Raw genomic sequence first — 18,267 nt, forward strand, 5'->3', positions numbered from 1 at the left:
AAAGAAAAAACCCATAGGTGTCTTGCGACTTCTCCCGGGGAAGGAAGGAGGGGGGTCCAGACGCCGCCACCGCGTACCGAACTCCCGCTGCCGGACGGCGAGCTGCTCGGTCAGGTACCGCACGGTACGGCTGGACAGATCGATCGACGACGGGCAGACAAGCACGCGAAGCTCCTGGCGGACACGGGTGATCTTGGTCGAGAACCCATCTACCAGGAGCTTCCTCGCTCCGTACAGCCCGCACCGACCAACATCACGGCCCCACGGTCAGGTTGGAAAAGGCTCACGGTTGAATGGACACCGGACTGGGCGCGGAGAAGCGCAAGTACTCGATCACCCAGGAGTTCCGCAATCTCTTCGCCGGCGCCCGGGTACGGGATGTGGCGTCGTTCGACGCGGGTCCGCTGGGTGGCCGCCTGAGCTACGGATACGGCGATGGCCGACGGTGATGGTCGCACGGGCGGGGCAGTCATCTGCGCATGGAGCGACGCGGCTACCCTCGGTGCCCTCACCTTCACGGATGTGACCGAGCTCCCGAAGCCGCCCGCAAGGCCGCTGCCTTCCGGGCAGCCGCGGAGCACTGACTTCCGACACTCCACGGAAAAGCGAGGACCATCCCCGCCACCGGTGGATGCATGGAGCTTGGCCGGGCGCCTGCGGCGCGGGCCGCGTCGGGAGCGGATGGGCGGGATCCCGCGCACGAGCGGTTCCAGGCCGAGGCTGTCGTGCATGTTGGCGCCGGAGATGCCCAGGGACAGGGGGAGCCCGTTCCGGTCGGTGATGAGGTGAATTCTCGATCCGTTCTTGCCACGGTCGGTCGAATTCGGTCCGGTCAGTGGCCCCCTTTTGCTGCCCGGACGCTGACGGAGTCGATCGCGCACCGCGACCAGTCCAGCTCGCCGCGGGCACCGAGTTCGTCGAGGACGACCCGGTGGAGCCTGGCCAAGACCCTTTCCCGGCTCCACTGGGCGAAGCGCCGGTAGACCGTGGGCCAGGCCGGACCGAACACTGGCGGCAGTTGCCGCCAGGTGCAGCCCGAGGTAGCCACGAAGATGATCGCCGCCAAGGTCTCGCGGTCACCTGCTCTGCGTCGGCCCCCGCCCTGCGGGGGCTTCACCTCTGTCGGCGGAACCACCCGCCGAACAACGTCCACAACTCATCCGGCACCAACCGCTCAACCAGATCCGTCATGCACGGCTCAACGAATCACGCCAAAAGAAACGACGTCTTAGGAGACCAGTGATGACGACCATGGAAGCTTTAACCTTCTGCAGCCGTACAAGATCGCCGAGGAGACTTTCGTCATCCCGTGGGCCCTTGAGGCCCCACCGGTCGGCCACTTCCCGATGAATTCGATGGTGATTCGGGGAGCCGAACCGGTCCTCGTGGACACCGGGGCGCCCGCAGTGCGCTCCCAGTGGTTGGAGGCAGCCTGGTCCGTCGCGGATCCTCTGGACGTACGGTGGATCTTCCTCGCCCACGACGACCGCGACCACGCCGGCAACCTCCTGGCGGTCCTTGCGGAATGCCCGAATGCGACCCTGCTGACGACATGGTTCTCCATCGGCCGCATGGCCGAGGAGGGGGAGACCCCCATCAACCGGTGCCGCTTCATGACCGACGGCGACACGATCGACACGGGCGACCGCCCCTGTACGACAACCCCACAACCCGCGCCCTCTTCGACCCGAAGACCAACGTCCTGTGGGCCGTGGACACCTTTGCCACGAACGTGCCGACCCCCATGCCCGGAATGGCAGCGCTGTCGCCAGACGAATTCCGCGACGGCCAGTTCTTCGGCGGAAGCCTGGTCGCTCCCTGGGTCGCCCTGCTGGACGCCCAGAAGTTCAGGACGGTCGTCACCGACTTCCAGCACCTGAACGCCGAGGTCATCGCCGGATGCCACTGCCCTGTCCTTCGCGGCTCCCAGATCCCCGAGGCCTACGACCTTCTCCGTCAGCTCCCCGAGATCCCACCGTGGGTGGAGTTCACCGAGTCCGACCTGGACCAGTGGATGGCGGTTGCCGAGAGCTCGGTCCCGCCGGAGCAGCCGCGGCCGTCGGGGGCGTGAGCGGCGCCGCCGCGGAAACTTTGCCGTAACACGTACGCAACACGCCTACGCCGTCCGAGAGTTCGCGCCTCGGTGCGAGGGACCAACCATCGGAGCCCGGACCGATGGTCTATTCGCGTACCAACCCACAGACCGGCGGCGATTATTGCCCATTCTTTGGCAAGAATTTACCCTTCCGCGGGAGGTAATGCAAAGGCAAAGTGGAGGTGTGGCTGCTGTCAGTCGTGCCGGGGACCAGCCCTGGGCTCACACCATTGGCGCGCCGAGAACCTCAACCCTCTGACCCGACCACACCGCGCTCCGGCCCCCACGCCGCAGCGGCGCAGGAGGCAGGCCACCATGAAGTCACTGATCGACCATGCCCGTTCGTTCGCCACAGCGCATGTGGCGGACCCCCAGCACACCGCGCGGTTCCGCGCCCTGGAAGCGGGGCAGTCCCCGCAGGCCCTGTTCATCACGTGTTCCGACTCCCGCGTCGTTCCCGCCCTGATCACGAGGGCCCGGCCGGGCGAGCTCTTCGAACTGCGCACGGCGGGGAACGTCGTCCCGCCCTACCCGGAGGGCGACCGCCCCCAGGGCGAGGCGGCCACTGTCGAGTACGCCGTACGTATGCTCGGTGTCCGCGACATCGTGGTCTGCGGACACTCGCACTGCGGTGCCGTCGGCGCCCTGGTCCGCGGCGACGACCTTTCCACCATGCCCGCCGTGCGGGGCTGGTTGGAGCACGCGGTGCCGCACGACGCCTCGCTGCGCTCGCTCCCCGGCACCCCGGCCGTCGCCGAGGCCGTACAAGCCCATGTGCTCGCGCAGTTGGCGACGTTGCGGGGTTATCCGTGCGTCAGTGAGCGTCTCGCCGACGGGTCGCTCACCCTGCACGCCTGGTACTACGAGGTCCACACCGGCGCCGTCCGCGCCCATCGGCCCGCGCCGTACGACGCCACCGGGGCCGGGGCGCGCGTCGCGGCCGTCAGATCCGGCGAAGAAGGGCACTCCGCGTTCGGGCCTCTCTGAGCGCTCTCACTGCGGGACTGCGTGCTTACGGCGCGCAGCACGCTTCGCGGAGACCGCCCGTCCGAGACGCGTCTGGGTCCGCATGCGTAGGCACATCCGCACGCGCATGAGCATGTCGACATGCTCATGCGCGTGCGGATGGGCTGCCGCTTCACATCCCCTTCTCCTGCCGAGCCGAGCCGAGCCGCGCAGCGCGCACGCGCTCGGGGGCACGCCCGTGCCCGTAGCCGTGCCCGCGCCCGCGATCCGCGGGCGCCGCGCCACTGGCGGTGCTCGGCACCCCTGAATCTGTCCCCCGGCCTGTCAGACCGACCGAGGAATTCCCACATGCCCCCAGTCCCTCCTTCCTGCCATCCTCCTTCGGCGAGTTGCGCCGCCCGGGCGTGCTGCGCCAGGACGTGCTCGCCTCGCTCGTCGTCTTTCTGGTGGCCCTGCCCCTGTGTGTCGGGGTCGCCGTGGCGTCGGGCGTCCCGGCCGAACTCGGCCTCGTCACCGGTATCGTCGGCGGCCTCGTGGTCGGCTTCCTGCCCGGCAGTGCCCTGCAGGTCAGCGGTCCCGCGGCCGGCTTGACCGTGCTCGTCTTCGAAGCCGTCCGGGAGTTCGGGCTCAGCATGCTCGGCGCCATTGTGCTGCTGACCGGCGCCCTCCAGATCGTGCTCGGCCTCCTGCGCTGCGGACGCTGGTTCCGCGCGATATCCGTCTCCGTCGTCCAGGGAATGCTGGCGGGCATCGGCCTGGTGCTGATTTTCGGTCAGCTCTACACCATGGCAGGACAGAGCCAGCCCCGCTCCGGCCCCGACAAGATTCTCGGGCTTCCCGGACTCATCGCCGACGTGGTGCGGGACGGCACCGCGCTGACCGCCACCGCGGTGGGCCTGGGCACGATCGCGGTGCTCGTGCTGTGGCCGCGGCTGCCCGCCAGGGCGCGGCTGGTGCCCGCACCGCTGGCGGCCGTCGCGCTCGCCATCGCCGTGGTCGCGGCCCTGGACCTGGACGTGGCGAACGTGACCGTGCGCGGCCTGGTGGACGCCATTCAGCCGCCCGGTCTCGGGGACCTGGCCGACCTGGGCGGCGTGGCCGTCCTCGGTACGGTCCTCGCCTTCACCCTCATCGCGTCCGCCGAGTCCCTCTTCAGCGCGGCGGCCGTGGACCGTATGCACGACGGCCCGCGCACGCACTACGACAAGGAACTGGTGGCCCAGGGTGTCGGCAACACGGTGTGCGGCATCCTCGGCGCCCTGCCGATGACGGCGGTGATCGTACGCAGTTCGGCGAACGTCCAGGCGGGAGCGCGCACATCGCTCTCGCGCATCCTGCACGGTGTGTGGCTGCTGCTCTTCGCGGTACTGCTGCCCGCGGCGATCGGCATCATCCCGCTCGCCGCCCTGGCCGGGGTGCTGGTGCACGCGGGCTGCAAGCTCATCCCGGTCAAGGACATCGTTCCGCTCTGGCGCGCGCACCGCGGCGAGGCCATCGTCCTGGGGGTCACCGCCGCCGCCATCGTGCTGACCAACATGTTCGACGGCGTGATACTGGGCCTGGTCCTGGCCGTGGCCAAGTCCGCCTGGGAGACGTCGCACATCCAGGTCGACGTGCACGAACTGACCGGCGGGCGGCTGGTGGTGCGGCTCGTGGGCAGCGCCACGTTCCTGCGGCTGCCGCGCATCCTGGAGACCCTGGAGGCACTGCCCGAAGGCCGGCCCGTCGAACTGGACCTGACCGGTGTGCGCCACCTCGACCACGCCTGCCAGACCACCCTGGAGAGCTGGGCGGCACGGCACAACCGCGTGAACGCCGAGCCCGTACGGCCGACCCCGGAGCACCGTGACCGCGAGTCGCCCGCCGAGCCCGTCCCGGTGCTCCCCGGCACCGTGAACGCGGCCCCCGCGGTCGCGGCGCACGGCAAGGGGGGGGGAACGGGGAACCCCACCCGCGGGGCCCGGGGGGGGGGGGGGGGAAAGGGGTTAGAGGGGGGCGCAGCCGGGGGGGGGCCGGAGCGTTCCCCCCCCCACACTCCGCCGAGTCCCCGGCTCCGGCTGTGACCCAGCGGGCAGCCCGGCCGACGAAACAGCAGCTGGAACGTCCGTCAGGGGCCCTCCCCGGCGGGGCGCTCCGCCCTGCCCGCGTGCCGTCCACTGCGGACGGCGACGAGGTGGGCCACTTCCCGCCATCCTCTTGACCCTTCATTGACGATCCATTGGGCTTTTCTTTACCTTTGGTGAGCGGGTTGCCGGAGGTCCGTCCCCCCGGACCCGTGCCCACCGATTCCGTACACACGAGGAGGTCCCTCATGGACAAGCTCATCAAGCAGATGACCCAGGACACCGTCTGGACCAAGTGGGTCGCGGCCAACTCGGCGCAGGGCGCCAAGGACGGCTGCATCAGCGCTGCGCCGAAGTCGGGCTGCATCAGCGCCGTCGGCAAGACCGGCTGTATCAGCTGACCCACCCGTACCTCACCAGCTGACCCACCCGACACCTGCGGGAGCCGTGCGTCGCGTCTGCGGCAGGCGGCTCCCGCCCCTTTCCCCGCGCGACCCCACGGAGGCCCCATGAGCCCGCAGCCCAGCCCCGACGTCGTGGACCGGGTCCGGGACATCCCGCTCTACCGGGCGTCCGTCGCCCGGGGTGACTTCCCCATCCTCGAAAAGCCGGAGATCGCCCGCGACTTCCCCGACAACTGGATGACGCCCCGTCTCGCGGACGCCCTGGAGGCGGGCGAGGCCGAGTACGTCATGTCGACCGGCACCAACCACGCCCGGATGCAGCTGATACGGCCGCCCTACTTCCTGCTCCGCTCCTACTACCGGCTGTGGAGCGAACACCCCGACCTGCGCGCCACCTGGGAGGCCGGGGCCGCCCGCATCTCCCTGACGACGGTGCTCGCCACCGAGCACGTCGCGCGCGTCAACTCCGGCAAACCGGGGGCCACTCCGGGCGACCGGTGGCTCGACGGCCGCACGCTCTACCTCAACCGCACCCTCGACCCCGCCGACTGGGACCGCGCCGAGGTTCGCCGGATGCTCGCCGAGATCCGCGACGTCAGCCGGGCCCACCCGGTCGGCGCCTACCACCTGGACTGCTCCGGCTACCACCTCGCCCACCTGGTGCGGAAGGTCGACGCATGGGGGTTGTGGGACGAGTTCCCCCGCCCCGGCAGCATCGTCCACGCGTACGAGTACACGCCCTCGAACGTCCGCGCCCTGCTGCGCGAGCGCTTCGGCTGCCCGGTCGTGGACCTGTTCGGCAGCACCGAGCTCGGCTACCTCTACTCCAGTGACCCACACACCGGCCGCTACCGTCCGCACCTGGACGACATGAGCGTCGAACTCATCCCGGTCGCCCCCGGCAGCGGCATCCACAGCCTCATCGTGACCAGCCTCCGCAACCCCTATATGCCGCTGGTGCGTTACCGCTCCGGAGACTGCGTACGCACCCTGGACGGTTCGAGCGACCCCACGCGCATCGGTGTCTTCTGCGGTCGGGAGAAGGAACTGCTCCCCACCCCGCACGGCCCCGTCGCCCAGGCCGACCTTGACGCCCGTATCGCTGCGGTATCCCGCCGAGTCTTCCTGCACCAGCTGCGCCTGACCCGTGCGGCCTCGCCTGCCCGGCCGGGCCCCGAGTCCGTCAACACCCGTAGCCTGTCCGGTCCTTCGGACATCAGGGCTGCGGCCGTACCGACGCACCCAGAAGGCTCAGCAGGTGCACCGGGGGAGAGCGGCGCAGCCCTGCACTACACCACGTTCGACGGCGCCCCGCTCGACGCGACGGAGACGGCGGACCTCATGGCGCAGGTCTGCGAACTCACCGGCCGCGACTGCACGCTGGTCCACCGCACACATCTGCCGATCGGCCGCTCTGGCAAGTACGCCTGGCTGGCCGGCCCCTCCTGAAACCGCAACACCACCCGGCCACAGGCGCACACCCGGTCACCCAGGCAGCGCCCACCCGCACCCGCCGACCCCAAGTCTCCGAGCCGCCGAACCCCCCTGTCCCTCCGCGTCCGAACGGGATCCCGCCCATGACGCTGTCCGCAACCTCCGCGCCCCTCGCGGTCGCCACGTCCCCTGCCACCCCCGCGCCGACCGCCGTCGAACTGCTCGGTACCGCGTTCCACGAGGAAGTCGTCGGGCACTTCACGGCCACGACCGGCCACGACAGCTCCCATGTGCGGCACCAAGTACGCGAGTGTCTGCGTTACTTGTACCTGGTCTCGCAGCACCCCGAGCGGCTCGGCGGACTGTTCCTGCCAGTGGAGCAGGAGATCGACGAGATTTGGCACTTCCTCATCCTGCAGACCCGCGAATACCGGGAGCTGTGCGAAGACCGCCTGCCCGGCGGGTACTTCATCCACCACCGCAGCATCGCCTACGCCAACTACACCGCAAGCCCTGACGAACGGGCCGAAGAGAAGGCGCGAGTAATCGCTGCCGAGGAGGCCCTGCGCTGGATCCCGCTCTACACCGCCTCGTTCGGGCCCTTCGACGAGGACGCGCTCCCGCACTGGACCATCGTGTGCTTCCTCAACGAGCAGTTGGGACTCGACCTGGCGGAGATCTCCGCGCTGGATCCGTCCGGCAGGACGACCGAGTGACCTCCGCGCCCGCCCGGGACCCGGGGCCCGCCCCGCCGGAGGTCCAGCTCCGCATCCTGAAGGTGCTGGTCTTCTCGCAGGCACTCGGCGGGGCGGGGATGGCTGCGGGCATCACCGTCGGAGCACTGCTCGCCCAGGACCTGCTCGGCTCCACCGGGCTCGCCGGACTGCCGGTGGCCCTGTTCACGGCGGGCGCCGCGGCCGGGGCACTGGGCACCGGACAGATCTCCCAGCGGTGGGGGCGCCGCCCCGGACTGGCACTCGGCCACGCCACCGCCGCCGTCGGCAGCGTCGGGGTGGTCGCTGCCGCCACCGCCCGTACCGTCCCCCTGCTGCTGTTCTCCCTGTTCGTCTACGGGGCCGGAACGGCCACCAACCTCCTCGCCCGGTACGCCGGAGCCGACCTGGCCGCGCCCGAGGAACGCGGCCGGGCCACCGGGACCGTACTGCTGGCCACCACGCTCGGTGCCGTCGCCGGGCCCAGTCTGGCCGGACCCACCGGAGCCGTCGCACATGCGTGGGGCCTGCCCCGCCTGACGGGCCCCTTCCTGCTCGCCGTCGTGGCGTATACGGCTGCCGCGCTCGTGCTGGCCCTGTGGTTGCGCCCCGACCCATTGCTGCTGGCGCGTGAGCGGCAGAGCGGACAGGCGGCGGAGTCCGGCGGGCGGCACGGTCACTCGGGTGGGGCGGGAGTGGTCGCCGGCGCGGCGGTGATGGTCACCGGGCAACTGGTCATGATCGCGGTCATGACGATGACTCCGGTGCACATGACCGGCCACGGGCACAGCACCCAGGCGGCAGGGCTGGTGATCGCGCTGCACGTCGGGGCGATGTTCCTTCCCTCGCCGCTGACGGGGTTGCTCGTGGACCGCGTCGGGCGGCTGCCGGTGGCCACCGCGTCCGGCGGGGTACTGCTGGCGGCCGGGGTGCTCGCCGCACTTGCCCCGCCCACCGGAACCGCCGGGACGGTGCTGCTGGCCGCGGCCCTGGTACTGCTCGGCGTCGGATGGAACCTCGGCCTGGTCAGCGGGTCGGCACTGGTCACGGACGCCGCCGCACCCGAGGCACGAGCGGCTACCCAGGGCCTGGTGGACGTGGGGATGGCCATCGCCGGGGCGACCGGCGGCATGGTCTCCGGGCTGGTGGTGGCGGGGAGCGGGTACCGGTGGCTGGCCCTCTGCGCGGGCGTGGTTGCCCTGGCCGTCATTCCGCTCGTGGCCCATGCCTCCCAGTCCCGCTCGTACGGCGCGCCGTCCCTGTCGCGCTCGACGGTGTAGCGGGGCGGGGGTTTGAGGGCTTGGGCGATTCACTGGTCTGCGCCAGCCGGGAGGTGCTGGTGACCCTGGATGGTGCGGTATTCGGAGGGGGTGATTCCAGCGGCGATGCGGAAGGTGCGGGAGAACCGGTCGGGCTGGGGGTAGCCCCAGCGTGCGGCGATGGTGTGGATCGTGAGGTGCCGCAGGGCCGGGTCAGCCAGGTCCCTGCGGCACCGGTCGAGCGGTTGCTGGCGGATCAGGGCCTGGGCGTGGTGCCGTGGTGCTGGAAGACGCGGTGCAGATAGCGCAGGGAGACGTGGTGGGCAGCGGCGACGGCTTCCGGTCCGAGCGCGGGGCCCGGCAGATGCTCGGCGATGAAGGCGGTCATCCGAAGGAACAGCGCGTTGTGGCCGGACGCGCCGGAGATGGCCGGGCCGCCGGACGAGGCGTCATGGTCGAGGTGGTGCTCCAGTACACACCCGGCCCGCGACGACATCGGCGGCCAGGTCGTACGCCACTTCGCCCTCCCGAGCAGGTGCTGCATGCCGTCCGGGGTCCTGTCCCCGGCCCACTCGGCAATGGTCCAGCAGTTCTTGCGCGGCAGGTCCGACAACAGGCCGAGTACCAACTTCCGGGCCCGGCGTCGGGATTCGACCCGTGTGAAGCGTCCCGCTATCCGGCTCGTCAGGCCCTCGAACGCCTCCTGCCAGCAGGCAGGGTCTACGCTGTGACCTGCGGCCACCGCATGATCGTTTGTCTTCACACACCGATGATCAACGGTGGCCGCACCCGTCTCCACACCGCGTCAGGTCGCGCAGCGTCTGCCTGCCGTCCTGTGTATCGGAGGGCATGTGCAACGTGGCGAAGTCTGGTGGGTCCAGTTCGACGAGCGGAGGTTGGTCGTACTGCTGTCAGGAGACGACGCGTCCGGGTTCCAGGTGATGCAGGTCGTCGCTCCGGCGGGCCTCGACATCAGCGGTCTGGGCATCGAAGTGACGGTCGGCGCCGGTGAAGGGATGCCGCTCGAAGGCGTGCTGCGGCTCGCGTTCCCGCGTCCAGGCTTCACCCCGTGCACGTGGCTGACCACCGTGTCCCGGGACGACCTGATCGAGCGGGCGGCCGTCCTGCCCTCCAGGAAGCTCAGCGAGATCGACGATGCCCTCCGACTCGCTGAACAAGCACAGGAGCGGACCCCGGCAACGACCGCGAAGCTCAGCGAGATAAGGGACGCCCTCCGTCGCGGTGAACTCGGGTAGACGGAGAAGGAGCCGACGCCCGCGACGGCATGGGCGATCTCGGGCGAGATGATCCACGCTGGACACCTGCCGCCTCGACGCCCCTCACCATCGAGATCACGATCTACGGCTGGAGTACTAATTGCAGTACTAATCGTCTGGACCGCTCCCGCACCTGGCAGCGCAGGATCTCCTGGATCCGCTGGTCAAGGCCGTCCTGGCGCGACAGAGTGAAGTAGTAGAACACCGACGACCAGGCCGGGAGGTCGTGCGGCAGGAGCCGCCACTGATCACGGCGACCCCCTGGGTCGCTCAGCCGGCAGCCGCGACACGGGCCATCTGCTGGTCTGCCAGGGTGCGCCGGGTGCGGAAGTTCTCGCGGTAGGCGTCGTGGACCGTCGCGTCGTCGTACTTGAGGAGCGCCTCGTCGTTCGTCGTCAGGGCGCTCTTGGTGTACGGGTGGCTGCCGGTGAAGACGAGGGGGCCGATCGCGTCGTAGCCGCGTGTGTGCCGCAGCGGCCGCGGAGGCGGCTCTGATGCTCCGGGCAGCTCACCCCGGGCGGGCGCACAGTCCTCGCGCTGATCGCCGAGGGCCGCGCCGCTCCCGCGTGAAGCGAGGGCAAGACATCACATTGGCGGTCCTTGCTTGGCCGCACGCCTCGATCCAGGGTTCGCGGAGGCGGCACATACGGCGGCTGCCAGCGCGGCGACCAGCACAGCTGGGTTGATGTAGCCGGGAACGGACTCAGCAGCGTAAGCCCCGCCCCCCTTCGTCTCGCAGACGAACCGGAGAGGCACGTAGTTGACGGTGTAGTCGACGACGTGCAGCGCTCGCTCCCATTGGCCCGGCGTTCGGCAGGGCCGAAGAGGCGATGAGCCGGCTCCGCCGTCTTCCGCTTCCAAGACCGCACCGGCGACGACAAGCAAGCCCCACGTATAGAGGGCCGCCGCGACCGCTCCCAGGAGGGCGGCGGTGCTTCGCAGCCATACCTTGCGGTCGGCACGGCGCAGGCCTTCCCGATCAAGTGCGCCCAATCCATAACCGACGAGGGCGAAGGTAACGCCCAGCCCAGCTGGGATCAGCAGCAGAAGCAGCAACACCATCTGTCGAGCCCACCAGAACAAGGATCTGATGACTGTGGTGGATCCCATAATTCCCGCAACAAGAGCGTCACAGTTCACGCGCGGATTCCGAGCAATCCGATCCGGGAGCCGCCGTGCCCCCCGGCGCCGTCCGGGACGCGGCGGCACCCTCTGAGCCGGGCCTCGCTCAGCTGGCCGCCAAAGGGCTGCGCTCGCAGAGGGGCTCCCCCACTCACCCGTGCCCGACTGCCCGACTCCCGTGCAGCGGCGAGCCCACGCCGCGCCGATGGAGGCGGGTTGGTCCACGACCACCAGGACGGTGCCGAACCTGGCCCTGCGCTTGTCGAAGTGCATCACGGTGGCGGCGCCGCGGCGCGGTCGGGCCGTGGGGGACGCCCCGCTGTCGCGCCCGTTGCGCCCGTTGCGCCGGTCCGGGGTGTCCCGGCCGGACACGCAGCCCGTCGCGGCGACGGTCCCGGCCACGACGCTACGGCGCGCCGGGCCCCGGCTGGGCTGCGGTATCACGGTCTCCCCCTGGCATGACGAACACACGGGCACCCCGGCCCGGCCCCGGCACACCCGCCCCGGGGTCGGTGGGTGGGGGGCTGAGGGTGATGCGGGGGGCGCCGGGCGGCGTCAGACCATCGACGGTGCGGCGTCAGACATCCGACGGTGTGCGCCACCGCGCGCTCGGCCTTCTCCAGCCAGCCGGTGTACCAGCGGGCGAAGGTCACCGGCTTCTCGTCGTCGTCCAGGAGCGGCACCAGATCGGCGTCGTCCGCCCGGCCGTCGGACCACCTCGTCCCCCGGTGGCTGCCGCTGATGATCAGCCACTCGCGCTGGGCGCAGCCGAGGTGGCAGAGCACGATGGCGCCGGCGGTTCGCTCGGGGGCGAACAGGAGGGCCTCCCACCGCTCGTCCCACGCTTCGATGGCGTCGTCAAAGTCCTCGATCTCGTCGAAGTCCTCCTCCTCGGGGCGCTGGGCGAGGAGTTCTTCGAGGGGCTCGGGGTCCGGGCCCTGCTCGGGAAAGGGCAGGGCGAGCAGGGAGAGGTCAGCCAGGTCGGCGCCGTCGCCCTCCCAGCCACCGGCCCTGCACCCGCTGTACGGGAAAGAGGCCGTAGGCGGGACCGGCACCGCCCGCGGCGACGTGGAGGAGGAAGGTCCGGTACTCCTCCGGCAGCCGGACGCCTATCTGCTCCTCCAGTTCAGCGAGGGCGTCCTCGGTGAGCGGTTCCTCCAGGAGCCACCGATGCCCGAGCGTCCCGAACACGTCCTTGCTCGCCGCCCGAGCAGCCACCGCCTCGACGCGTTCGCGTATGCCTGCCCACGTCCCTGCCCACTGATCACCGTTTGCCCACGGTAAGTGGGGTCACTGACAGGGGGCGGGGTGGCAGGGGTATGGGGCGGCGGAGCGGGAGCCGCCGCCGCTGAGCCGGTGGCGGGCGGGCGGGCGGGGCTGCTGGTGCGCGCGGCGGGCACGGAGGGCACCCTTGCCGAACAGCAGGCCCAGGGCGTAGCACGCGTCGCCGCACCGTTCTCTGAAGTGCAGGCTCGGGGCGGGCACGCCGTGTGCATAGCGTCCGCTCACAATGGGGCCGTTGTGCGCCCACACCGCGACTTTGGCAGGCACGCCGTCACCAATGGCGGATGTCTGGCACCTACCTCAGCTATCTGCTGTCCTCTCTTCTGGCCCGACGCGGTGCGGTGTTTCGACTACGAAAGCCCCGAACCGTTTGTCACTTTCCATTCGGATTGATGGAGCAATACGCAACAACCACTACCAGGCTGACGCAAAAGGCGACCACGACCGGCGTGAACCTTTCCTCCGATGCTGGAACCACCAGCGCCACGGGGGGACTTGGCCTGACCATTATGCCGGTTCCTCCGCTCCGGTAAGCCGTCGCCAGGGTGCCCTGACGGGTCGCCGGGGGCGGCACGGCAGAGGCCGGGACAGGAAGTGGCCTGCTTTCGTGCGCCTTTTGGCGCGAGCCGGGTCCCGGCGAAAGGCTCGCAACCCGTTGTTGGGACGACAAGACGAGAACGAGGCAGGGGACGGCCGTTTCTGCACCGGCAGACGTGCTGTGGCCCTCCGCAGGGTCGGACCGGCAGGCCCACACGCGAGGGCAGCGTCTGCCACCCTCGGGAGGAGCGACACCGACGGCGGGGAAACGCCGACTGTTGTCAATCAACCCGCCCTACGACGAAACCCTGAGGCAACATGCCAACCGAACCACGAGGAGGGACGCCCCCCTGGGCCCGGGCTCTGGGGTTCCTCATCCTGATTCTCCTCGCTCTGACGATCTGGTCCCTGGTGTCCTTCCAGCAGTCCGGCGCCATCCCTTGGTGAGGTCGCTGACCCGTCCGTACACGGCGCTCACATCCGGAGTCGCTGCCGTGCACAGGCCGGAGAGGGGGAAAGGGGAACGTCAGCCGCGCCGCGCGAACACTACGGCGATCAGGACGTACGTCACGCCGGTCACTCCCGTCACTCCGGTCACTCCGGTCACTCCGGTCACGCTGCAGAATCATGGGAGGCCGCTGTGGCCTCGGATCAGTCGTCTGCGCGAAGGAGCGTGCTGGTTCCAAGTGCCTTGGATTCGGCGCGTTCATCCCTATGGGTGATTGGTCGGCCACTGCTTGTTGCAGGGCTCTTCCGTGGACTTCACTTGCCTCAGCCGAGCAGGCGAACGCTGAGGAGTAGACGTGCGTACATGGAGGACGGCGGCCACGGCCGCTTCAATGGCGGCCCTGGCACTCGTCGGTGGTACTTCGCCCGTCGCCGCGAGAGGAGCGGGAGGTGGCGACCCGTCCGCTCCGGCCGCCGTATCCAACGCTCAGGGAGCCGTCGGCGGCAGCGCGGAGGCCGGGAAGTTCGGTTCGGACGCGGACGCCTCGGCGGTGATCAGGTGTACGGGGCAAGTGCAGCGCCCGCACAACTCCACGCACGTACCGGGCACCATCAACGTCGTCGTGACGGTCTCCTGCACCGCGCCGGTGCCCCAGATCACCACGCGGGCCGCTCTCTACAAGAACGGACACCTCGTCAACCAGTCCGCGCTGAGGACGCAGAGGAACACCGCTTCCGCGCAGAACAACGCGGCGGTACGGTGCAGCCCCGGCAAGTACCGCGGCTGGATGTACTTCAAGGTCGTCTTCCCGCCCGGCTACCAGCCGCCGACCGCCTCCTCCAACGGTTTCGGCCAGGAAGTGGCTCTCCACTGCTGACGCCGGGACATTGGTAGGGCGCCCGCGCGCCCCCTGTTGTGAGGGCGCCGCCGGGGCCATCGGGCCCCCGGCCCACCGGCCCACGGGAAGGAGTCCGGCGTGCACCCCATCACCGCGCGGATTCTGCGCCTGCGCATGGCGGAGCTCGACCGCACGGTCGATGATCCGGTCACTGACGCGGGCATTGGTCCGGCCGCCGACGCGGGCGCCGCGCTGCGCCACTTCACCTCCGTCATGACGCGGTGGACCGAGCCCGAGATGACCGCCCTGGCCGGCGGTACGGCCGTCCTCGAACCCTCCGAAGTCCCGGGGGCAGATGAGATGGCCGACCGCTGCCTGCTGCTCGGCCGGCTCGCCCGGGACGAGAGGAGTCTCGTCCTGGGTCCTCTCGACCCGAGCCGCCAGCAGTGGATCGGCACCAGCCCGCACGAACTGGCGCCGCAGCGGCACCCCGCCCTGGCCCGGGAGCGGTTCAGCGCTCCGTGTGCCCAGCCCCGTACGCCCAGCACGAAGCCGTTCCATCTGGGGCTGTACACGTCCACCGCGTCACGGGACGGCGGGCCGGGCATGTGGCGGATGTACCTCGACCAGGGGTCGAATCTCCACCCCCGACCCTGGCAGACGTGGCACCTGCCGGTCACCGTCCCCGCCACCGCCGTTCTCGACATCACCGGCGCGGGCGACTGGGCGGCCTTCGTCCGGCGCTATCCGCTCGTCCACGGGCGCGACGTCTACCCAGACTGGTCCGCCGTCGCCCGTGACTTCGCCGGGGTGCACATGACCCTGCGCGCGATCGTCGCGGCCCAGGGGTTTCGTATCCTCATGGACGACGGGCTGGCCGCGGCGGCGCCGTTCTGGGACGTCGAGTCGGTACTGTGGCTGCGCTGGTGTTTCGCCGACCCGCGCCTCGTAGAGGTCACACCGTCCTCGTAGAGGTCACGCCGTCCCGCGCCTCGTAGAAGTCACGCCGCTCTACGCCGCTGACAGATGGCGCGTCGAACGCCGGCCTTCTGGCCGCTGTGCCGCAGTGGCTGCCGGCTTGCTGGACAGCAGAAACAGCCGGGTGTCGTCCCGGCCGTCAACCATCGCTCCCATGTGCTCTGCTCACCGCCCAGCCACGAGCAGCACCGGCTTGCTGGCGCTCGCGAGCGCGCCAGCGTCCCTCGCTCACGCGGGCCGGGGCCTCCTGGTTCCCTTGCGTCCACACTGGTATGACCGTGCTCATCATCGAAGCCCAGTCCCCGCCCCTGGAAAGCATGCTGGGGGAAGCTGCTCGGGGATAGCAGTAGTCCGGCTCAACGGCAGGTGATTTACCCCGGGGGAAATACGCGATCGTCCACAAGGGGGTGGTCCGGGGAGTCGAGCCACAAGGTGTGCTCTCCGTCCGCGTGCACCGTCAGTCCGTGTCGGCCTACGCCGGCGCGGCCGTTGTTCTCCCAGGACGCGTAGGCGGCGGCGATCTCGTCCCACAGGCGGCGGGGGCCTGCTTGGGTGACGGTGAACTCGGTGGTGTGGGCGCCGTCGTAGTCAACTGTCGCCCACGAAGTGCTGGTGGTGTCCTCGACACGGAGGCGGACGGGGGCGTGTTCGCCGGTGGTGTCCCAGGCGAAGAACGCGCCTGGCACGGTGAGTCCGATGTGGAATTCGGCGTCCAGGTCTCCGCCGGCCACTGCCCACGGCGAGAGGTCCGTCGCGGACGTGGACTCCTGGGCCCCGGTCACCTGAGCGTTCACGCGGTTCGCGGTTTGCTGTTCGCTGCTGGGGCGCATGGGCATGAAGGAGGCGAAGTCGTGGAACTGGCCCTGTGCGGTGCCGGTCGCGCTGACGGTGAGGGCGAGGGTGCCATAGCAGCACCAGGCTGACGTCCACGGCGTCACGATCCGTCCGCCCGGGGCGGTCTGGGCGATCCAGGCGGGCGGAACCTGGTCGACGGAGAACGTGGCCAGCACCCGGGCATAGGGCGCCGAGCCCGGGTAGCCCTTTGCTGCATCTGCCTGGACCACGGTGGGCGCGTACCCGGCGGCCTTCAGGTTCCGCTCGCCCTGTTCGGCCAGCGCTGGGTCCAGCTCTACCGTGGTGACGGCGCCCTGCCCGAGCAACGCGCACAGCAGCGCCGCGTTGAAGCCCGTCCCCGTGCCCAACTCGATGACCTTGAAGGACTGTTGCCGGTTCCGTTCGGGGGCGGTGACGCCGGTGTGCTGGAGCATGCGCAGCACCATGGAGGGCATCGATGCCGACGATGTGGGCAGGCCATCGGTGAAATGGGTGACCAGGGTCTGGTCCGCGTACGCCGCGGCCATCCACTCTTGCGGCTCGGTAGTGCGGTTGATGGGGCGGTAGCCGCCTTGGCCACCGTCGAGCGCGGACTCCAGCAGCCGCTTCGTCAACTGCTGGAGCAAACCGCCCTCGCCGGTCAGCTGCAACCCGTGCGCCTGGGCCCGGGACACGAGCTCCTCAATGAACCGCTCGCCCAGTCCTGCTTACGGTGCCTTCTTCACGACCTCTGCCCGGGACTCTGCTGTGGCTATGTTCTCGCTGGTCATACAGGTGATCCTCCATGATCGGAGTTACACCGTTCTATTTACAGGCCCTCGCGTCGTCGGCGGTAGTGGGCCTTGGCGCCGGATGAGGCGGTCAGGGAAGCGAAGGACCAGAGGTAGCCGGCGTGGTTGAGCCGGTCGTTCTTCACCCGGCGTCGGGTGATGCTGGACTTCTTGCCGGAGGCCCGGGTGATGGGCGAGGAGCCGGCGTAGGCCTTGAGGCCGCGGGCATCGGTGAACCGGGTGTGGTCGTTGCCGATCTCGGCCAGCACCCGGGCGCCGAGCTGGAGGCCGAGTCCGGGGAAGCTGAGGATTACGTCAGCGTCCGGGTTGAGGGAAAGCCTCTTCCACCGCCTGGGCCAGATCGTCGGCGGCGGTACAGGCGGCATCGAGCTGGCAGAGGAGGGCGAGCATCTGCTTGCCGAGGGCGTCCTCGACCAGTGGTGGCTGGTGGGCCCAGTCGGCGTGCAGGGCGTTGCGGAGCCGTTCGGTGTTAGCGGCGAGGCCGCGCTTGCGGCCGGCCCGCTTGAGGGCCGCCGTGATCTGCGGGCGGGTCAGGCGGCCGGCCTGGGTGGGGGTGGGGGCGAGTTTGAGGAGTTCGCGGGCCTCGGGGCGGCAGAGGCCGTTGGTCCAGGCGGCGAAGGCGTCCAGGGCGGCGGGGTAGTACTCGCGCAGCAGGGAGCGGAGCTGGTTGGAGATCTGCTGGCGGTTCCACGTGGCGTCCTGTTGAGCGCGGGCCAGGACGGCGATCGCGCGGGCCAGGTCGGAGTCGTTGGGCAGGGTGCGGTGGGCGTGCATGTCGGTGCGCAGGGTGTTCGCCAGGACGAGTGCATCGCCCGGGTCGGATTTCTTGCGGGAGACTGAGTGCCGGTCGCGGTAGCGGGAGGAGGCCAGCGGGTTGATCGCGAAGACCTGGCGGGTGCCCTGCCGCAGCACGGCGACGAGCAGTCCGCGGGACGTCTCGATGGCCACCGGTATCGGGGCTTCGGCGGTGTCGCCATGCTCGGCAAGCAGGTCTAGCAGGATCTTGTAGCCAGCGGCGTCATCGGTGATGTGCCGCTTGGCCAGTAACGTTCCGGTGTCGTCGACTAGAGCGACGTCGTGTGTCTTCTCCGCCCAGTCGATTCCGCAGTAGATCACGGGGTTCCTCCCCAGAGTCTGTTCGGATGTTTGCGCTGGTCACGAGCGCATGCGGGCCACGCAGCGACCTAATTCTGGGCCTCAGCCGCGAGGGCTGGGCCGACGCCT

Annotated in this window: 14 protein-coding genes and 5 pseudogenes; 11 read left to right on the forward strand and 8 right to left on the reverse strand. The window is 70.0% G+C overall.

Translation table 11 applies throughout. The features are described 5' to 3' along the window. Window positions 1-293 precede the first annotated feature (293 nt). Window positions 294-449, forward strand: a complete 156-nt coding sequence (locus ACZ499_RS30710; protein ID WP_468679581.1) for a hypothetical protein — start codon at window positions 294-296, stop codon at window positions 447-449. 174 nt (window positions 450-623) lie between these two features. Here the strand turns inward: ACZ499_RS30710 and ACZ499_RS30715 are convergent. After that, window positions 624-1,191: pseudogene (locus ACZ499_RS30715) on the reverse strand (IS5 family transposase); the annotation flags it as partial. Between the two features lie 164 nt (window positions 1,192-1,355). Here ACZ499_RS30715 and ACZ499_RS30720 point away from each other — a divergent pair. The 7 genes from ACZ499_RS30720 (at window position 1,356) to ACZ499_RS30750 (ending at window position 8,955) form a co-directional block, all read left to right on the forward strand. After that, entirely contained in the window at window positions 1,356-1,880 is a 525-nt protein-coding gene (locus tag ACZ499_RS30720; RefSeq protein ID WP_468679478.1) for an MBL fold metallo-hydrolase, read from the forward strand. 530 nt (window positions 1,881-2,410) lie between these two features. Continuing rightward, window positions 2,411-3,082, forward strand: a complete 672-nt coding sequence (locus tag ACZ499_RS30725) for a carbonic anhydrase (RefSeq protein ID WP_468679479.1) — start codon at window positions 2,411-2,413, stop codon at window positions 3,080-3,082. 368 nt (window positions 3,083-3,450) lie between these two features. Then, window positions 3,451-5,124 (forward strand): SulP family inorganic anion transporter, encoded by a 1,674-nt coding sequence (locus ACZ499_RS30730; protein WP_468679480.1) that lies wholly within the window; start codon window positions 3,451-3,453, stop codon window positions 5,122-5,124. A 248-nt stretch (window positions 5,125-5,372) separates the two neighbouring features. Beyond that, complete coding sequence (locus ACZ499_RS30735) at window positions 5,373-5,525, forward strand: hypothetical protein (RefSeq protein ID WP_468413253.1); 153 nt, start codon at window positions 5,373-5,375, stop codon at window positions 5,523-5,525. 108 nt (window positions 5,526-5,633) lie between these two features. Further along, window positions 5,634-6,977 (forward strand): hypothetical protein, encoded by a 1,344-nt coding sequence (locus tag ACZ499_RS30740; protein WP_468679481.1) that lies wholly within the window; start codon window positions 5,634-5,636, stop codon window positions 6,975-6,977. Window positions 6,978-7,105: 128 nt separating this feature from the next. Beyond that, window positions 7,106-7,678, forward strand: a complete 573-nt coding sequence (locus ACZ499_RS30745) for a glycine-rich domain-containing protein (protein WP_468679482.1) — start codon at window positions 7,106-7,108, stop codon at window positions 7,676-7,678. After that, window positions 7,675-8,955, forward strand: a complete 1,281-nt coding sequence (locus tag ACZ499_RS30750; protein WP_468679483.1) for an MFS transporter — start codon at window positions 7,675-7,677, stop codon at window positions 8,953-8,955. Before ACZ499_RS30745 ends, ACZ499_RS30750 begins: the two co-directional genes overlap by 4 nt. 29 nt (window positions 8,956-8,984) lie before the next feature. On the opposite strand, the gene ACZ499_RS30755 is transcribed toward ACZ499_RS30750, so the two are convergent. Further along, entirely contained in the window at window positions 8,985-9,194 is a 210-nt protein-coding gene (locus tag ACZ499_RS30755) for a helix-turn-helix domain-containing protein (RefSeq protein WP_468679576.1), read from the reverse strand. Between the two features lie 254 nt (window positions 9,195-9,448). Beyond that, window positions 9,449-9,676 (reverse strand): annotated as a pseudogene (locus tag ACZ499_RS30760) (IS701 family transposase); the annotation flags it as partial. 109 nt (window positions 9,677-9,785) lie between these two features. Between ACZ499_RS30760 and ACZ499_RS30765 the strand changes: the two are divergent. Beyond that, complete coding sequence (locus tag ACZ499_RS30765) at window positions 9,786-10,190, forward strand: type II toxin-antitoxin system PemK/MazF family toxin (protein ID WP_468679484.1); 405 nt, start codon at window positions 9,786-9,788, stop codon at window positions 10,188-10,190. Window positions 10,191-10,320: 130 nt separating this feature from the next. On the opposite strand, the pseudogene ACZ499_RS30770 reads toward ACZ499_RS30765, so the two are convergent. The 3 genes and pseudogenes from ACZ499_RS30770 to ACZ499_RS30780 form a co-directional block, all read right to left on the reverse strand. Then, a pseudogene (locus ACZ499_RS30770) lies at window positions 10,321-10,458 on the reverse strand (IS5/IS1182 family transposase); the annotation flags it as partial. Window positions 10,459-10,796: 338 nt separating this feature from the next. Continuing rightward, window positions 10,797-11,273: a hypothetical protein gene (locus ACZ499_RS30775; RefSeq protein WP_468679485.1), complete on the reverse strand. Its 477-nt coding sequence runs from the start codon at window positions 11,271-11,273 to the stop codon at window positions 10,797-10,799. 665 nt (window positions 11,274-11,938) lie between these two features. Further along, window positions 11,939-12,572, reverse strand: a pseudogene (locus ACZ499_RS30780) (SMI1/KNR4 family protein); the annotation flags it as partial. A gap of 1,421 nt (window positions 12,573-13,993) precedes the next feature. Between ACZ499_RS30780 and ACZ499_RS30785 the strand changes: the two are divergent. Both ACZ499_RS30785 and ACZ499_RS30790 read left to right on the forward strand, forming a co-directional pair. Beyond that, window positions 13,994-14,479, forward strand: coding sequence for a hypothetical protein (locus ACZ499_RS30785; protein WP_468679486.1), 486 nt, complete (start codon window positions 13,994-13,996; stop codon window positions 14,477-14,479). Between the two features lie 99 nt (window positions 14,480-14,578). Then, window positions 14,579-15,412: a hypothetical protein gene (locus ACZ499_RS30790; RefSeq protein WP_468679487.1), complete on the forward strand. Its 834-nt coding sequence runs from the start codon at window positions 14,579-14,581 to the stop codon at window positions 15,410-15,412. Between the two features lie 377 nt (window positions 15,413-15,789). Here the strand turns inward: ACZ499_RS30790 and ACZ499_RS30795 are convergent, their stop codons facing one another. Together ACZ499_RS30795 and ACZ499_RS30800 are read right to left on the reverse strand one after the other, a co-directional pair. After that, window positions 15,790-16,926 (reverse strand): methyltransferase domain-containing protein, encoded by a 1,137-nt coding sequence (locus ACZ499_RS30795; RefSeq protein WP_468679488.1) that lies wholly within the window; start codon window positions 16,924-16,926, stop codon window positions 15,790-15,792. Window positions 16,927-17,069: 143 nt separating this feature from the next. Then, a pseudogene (locus ACZ499_RS30800) lies at window positions 17,070-18,159 on the reverse strand (IS110 family RNA-guided transposase); the annotation flags it as partial. Window positions 18,160-18,267: the final 108 nt, after the last annotated feature.

This window comes from Streptomyces sp. NPDC031265 (genome assembly GCF_055570295.1).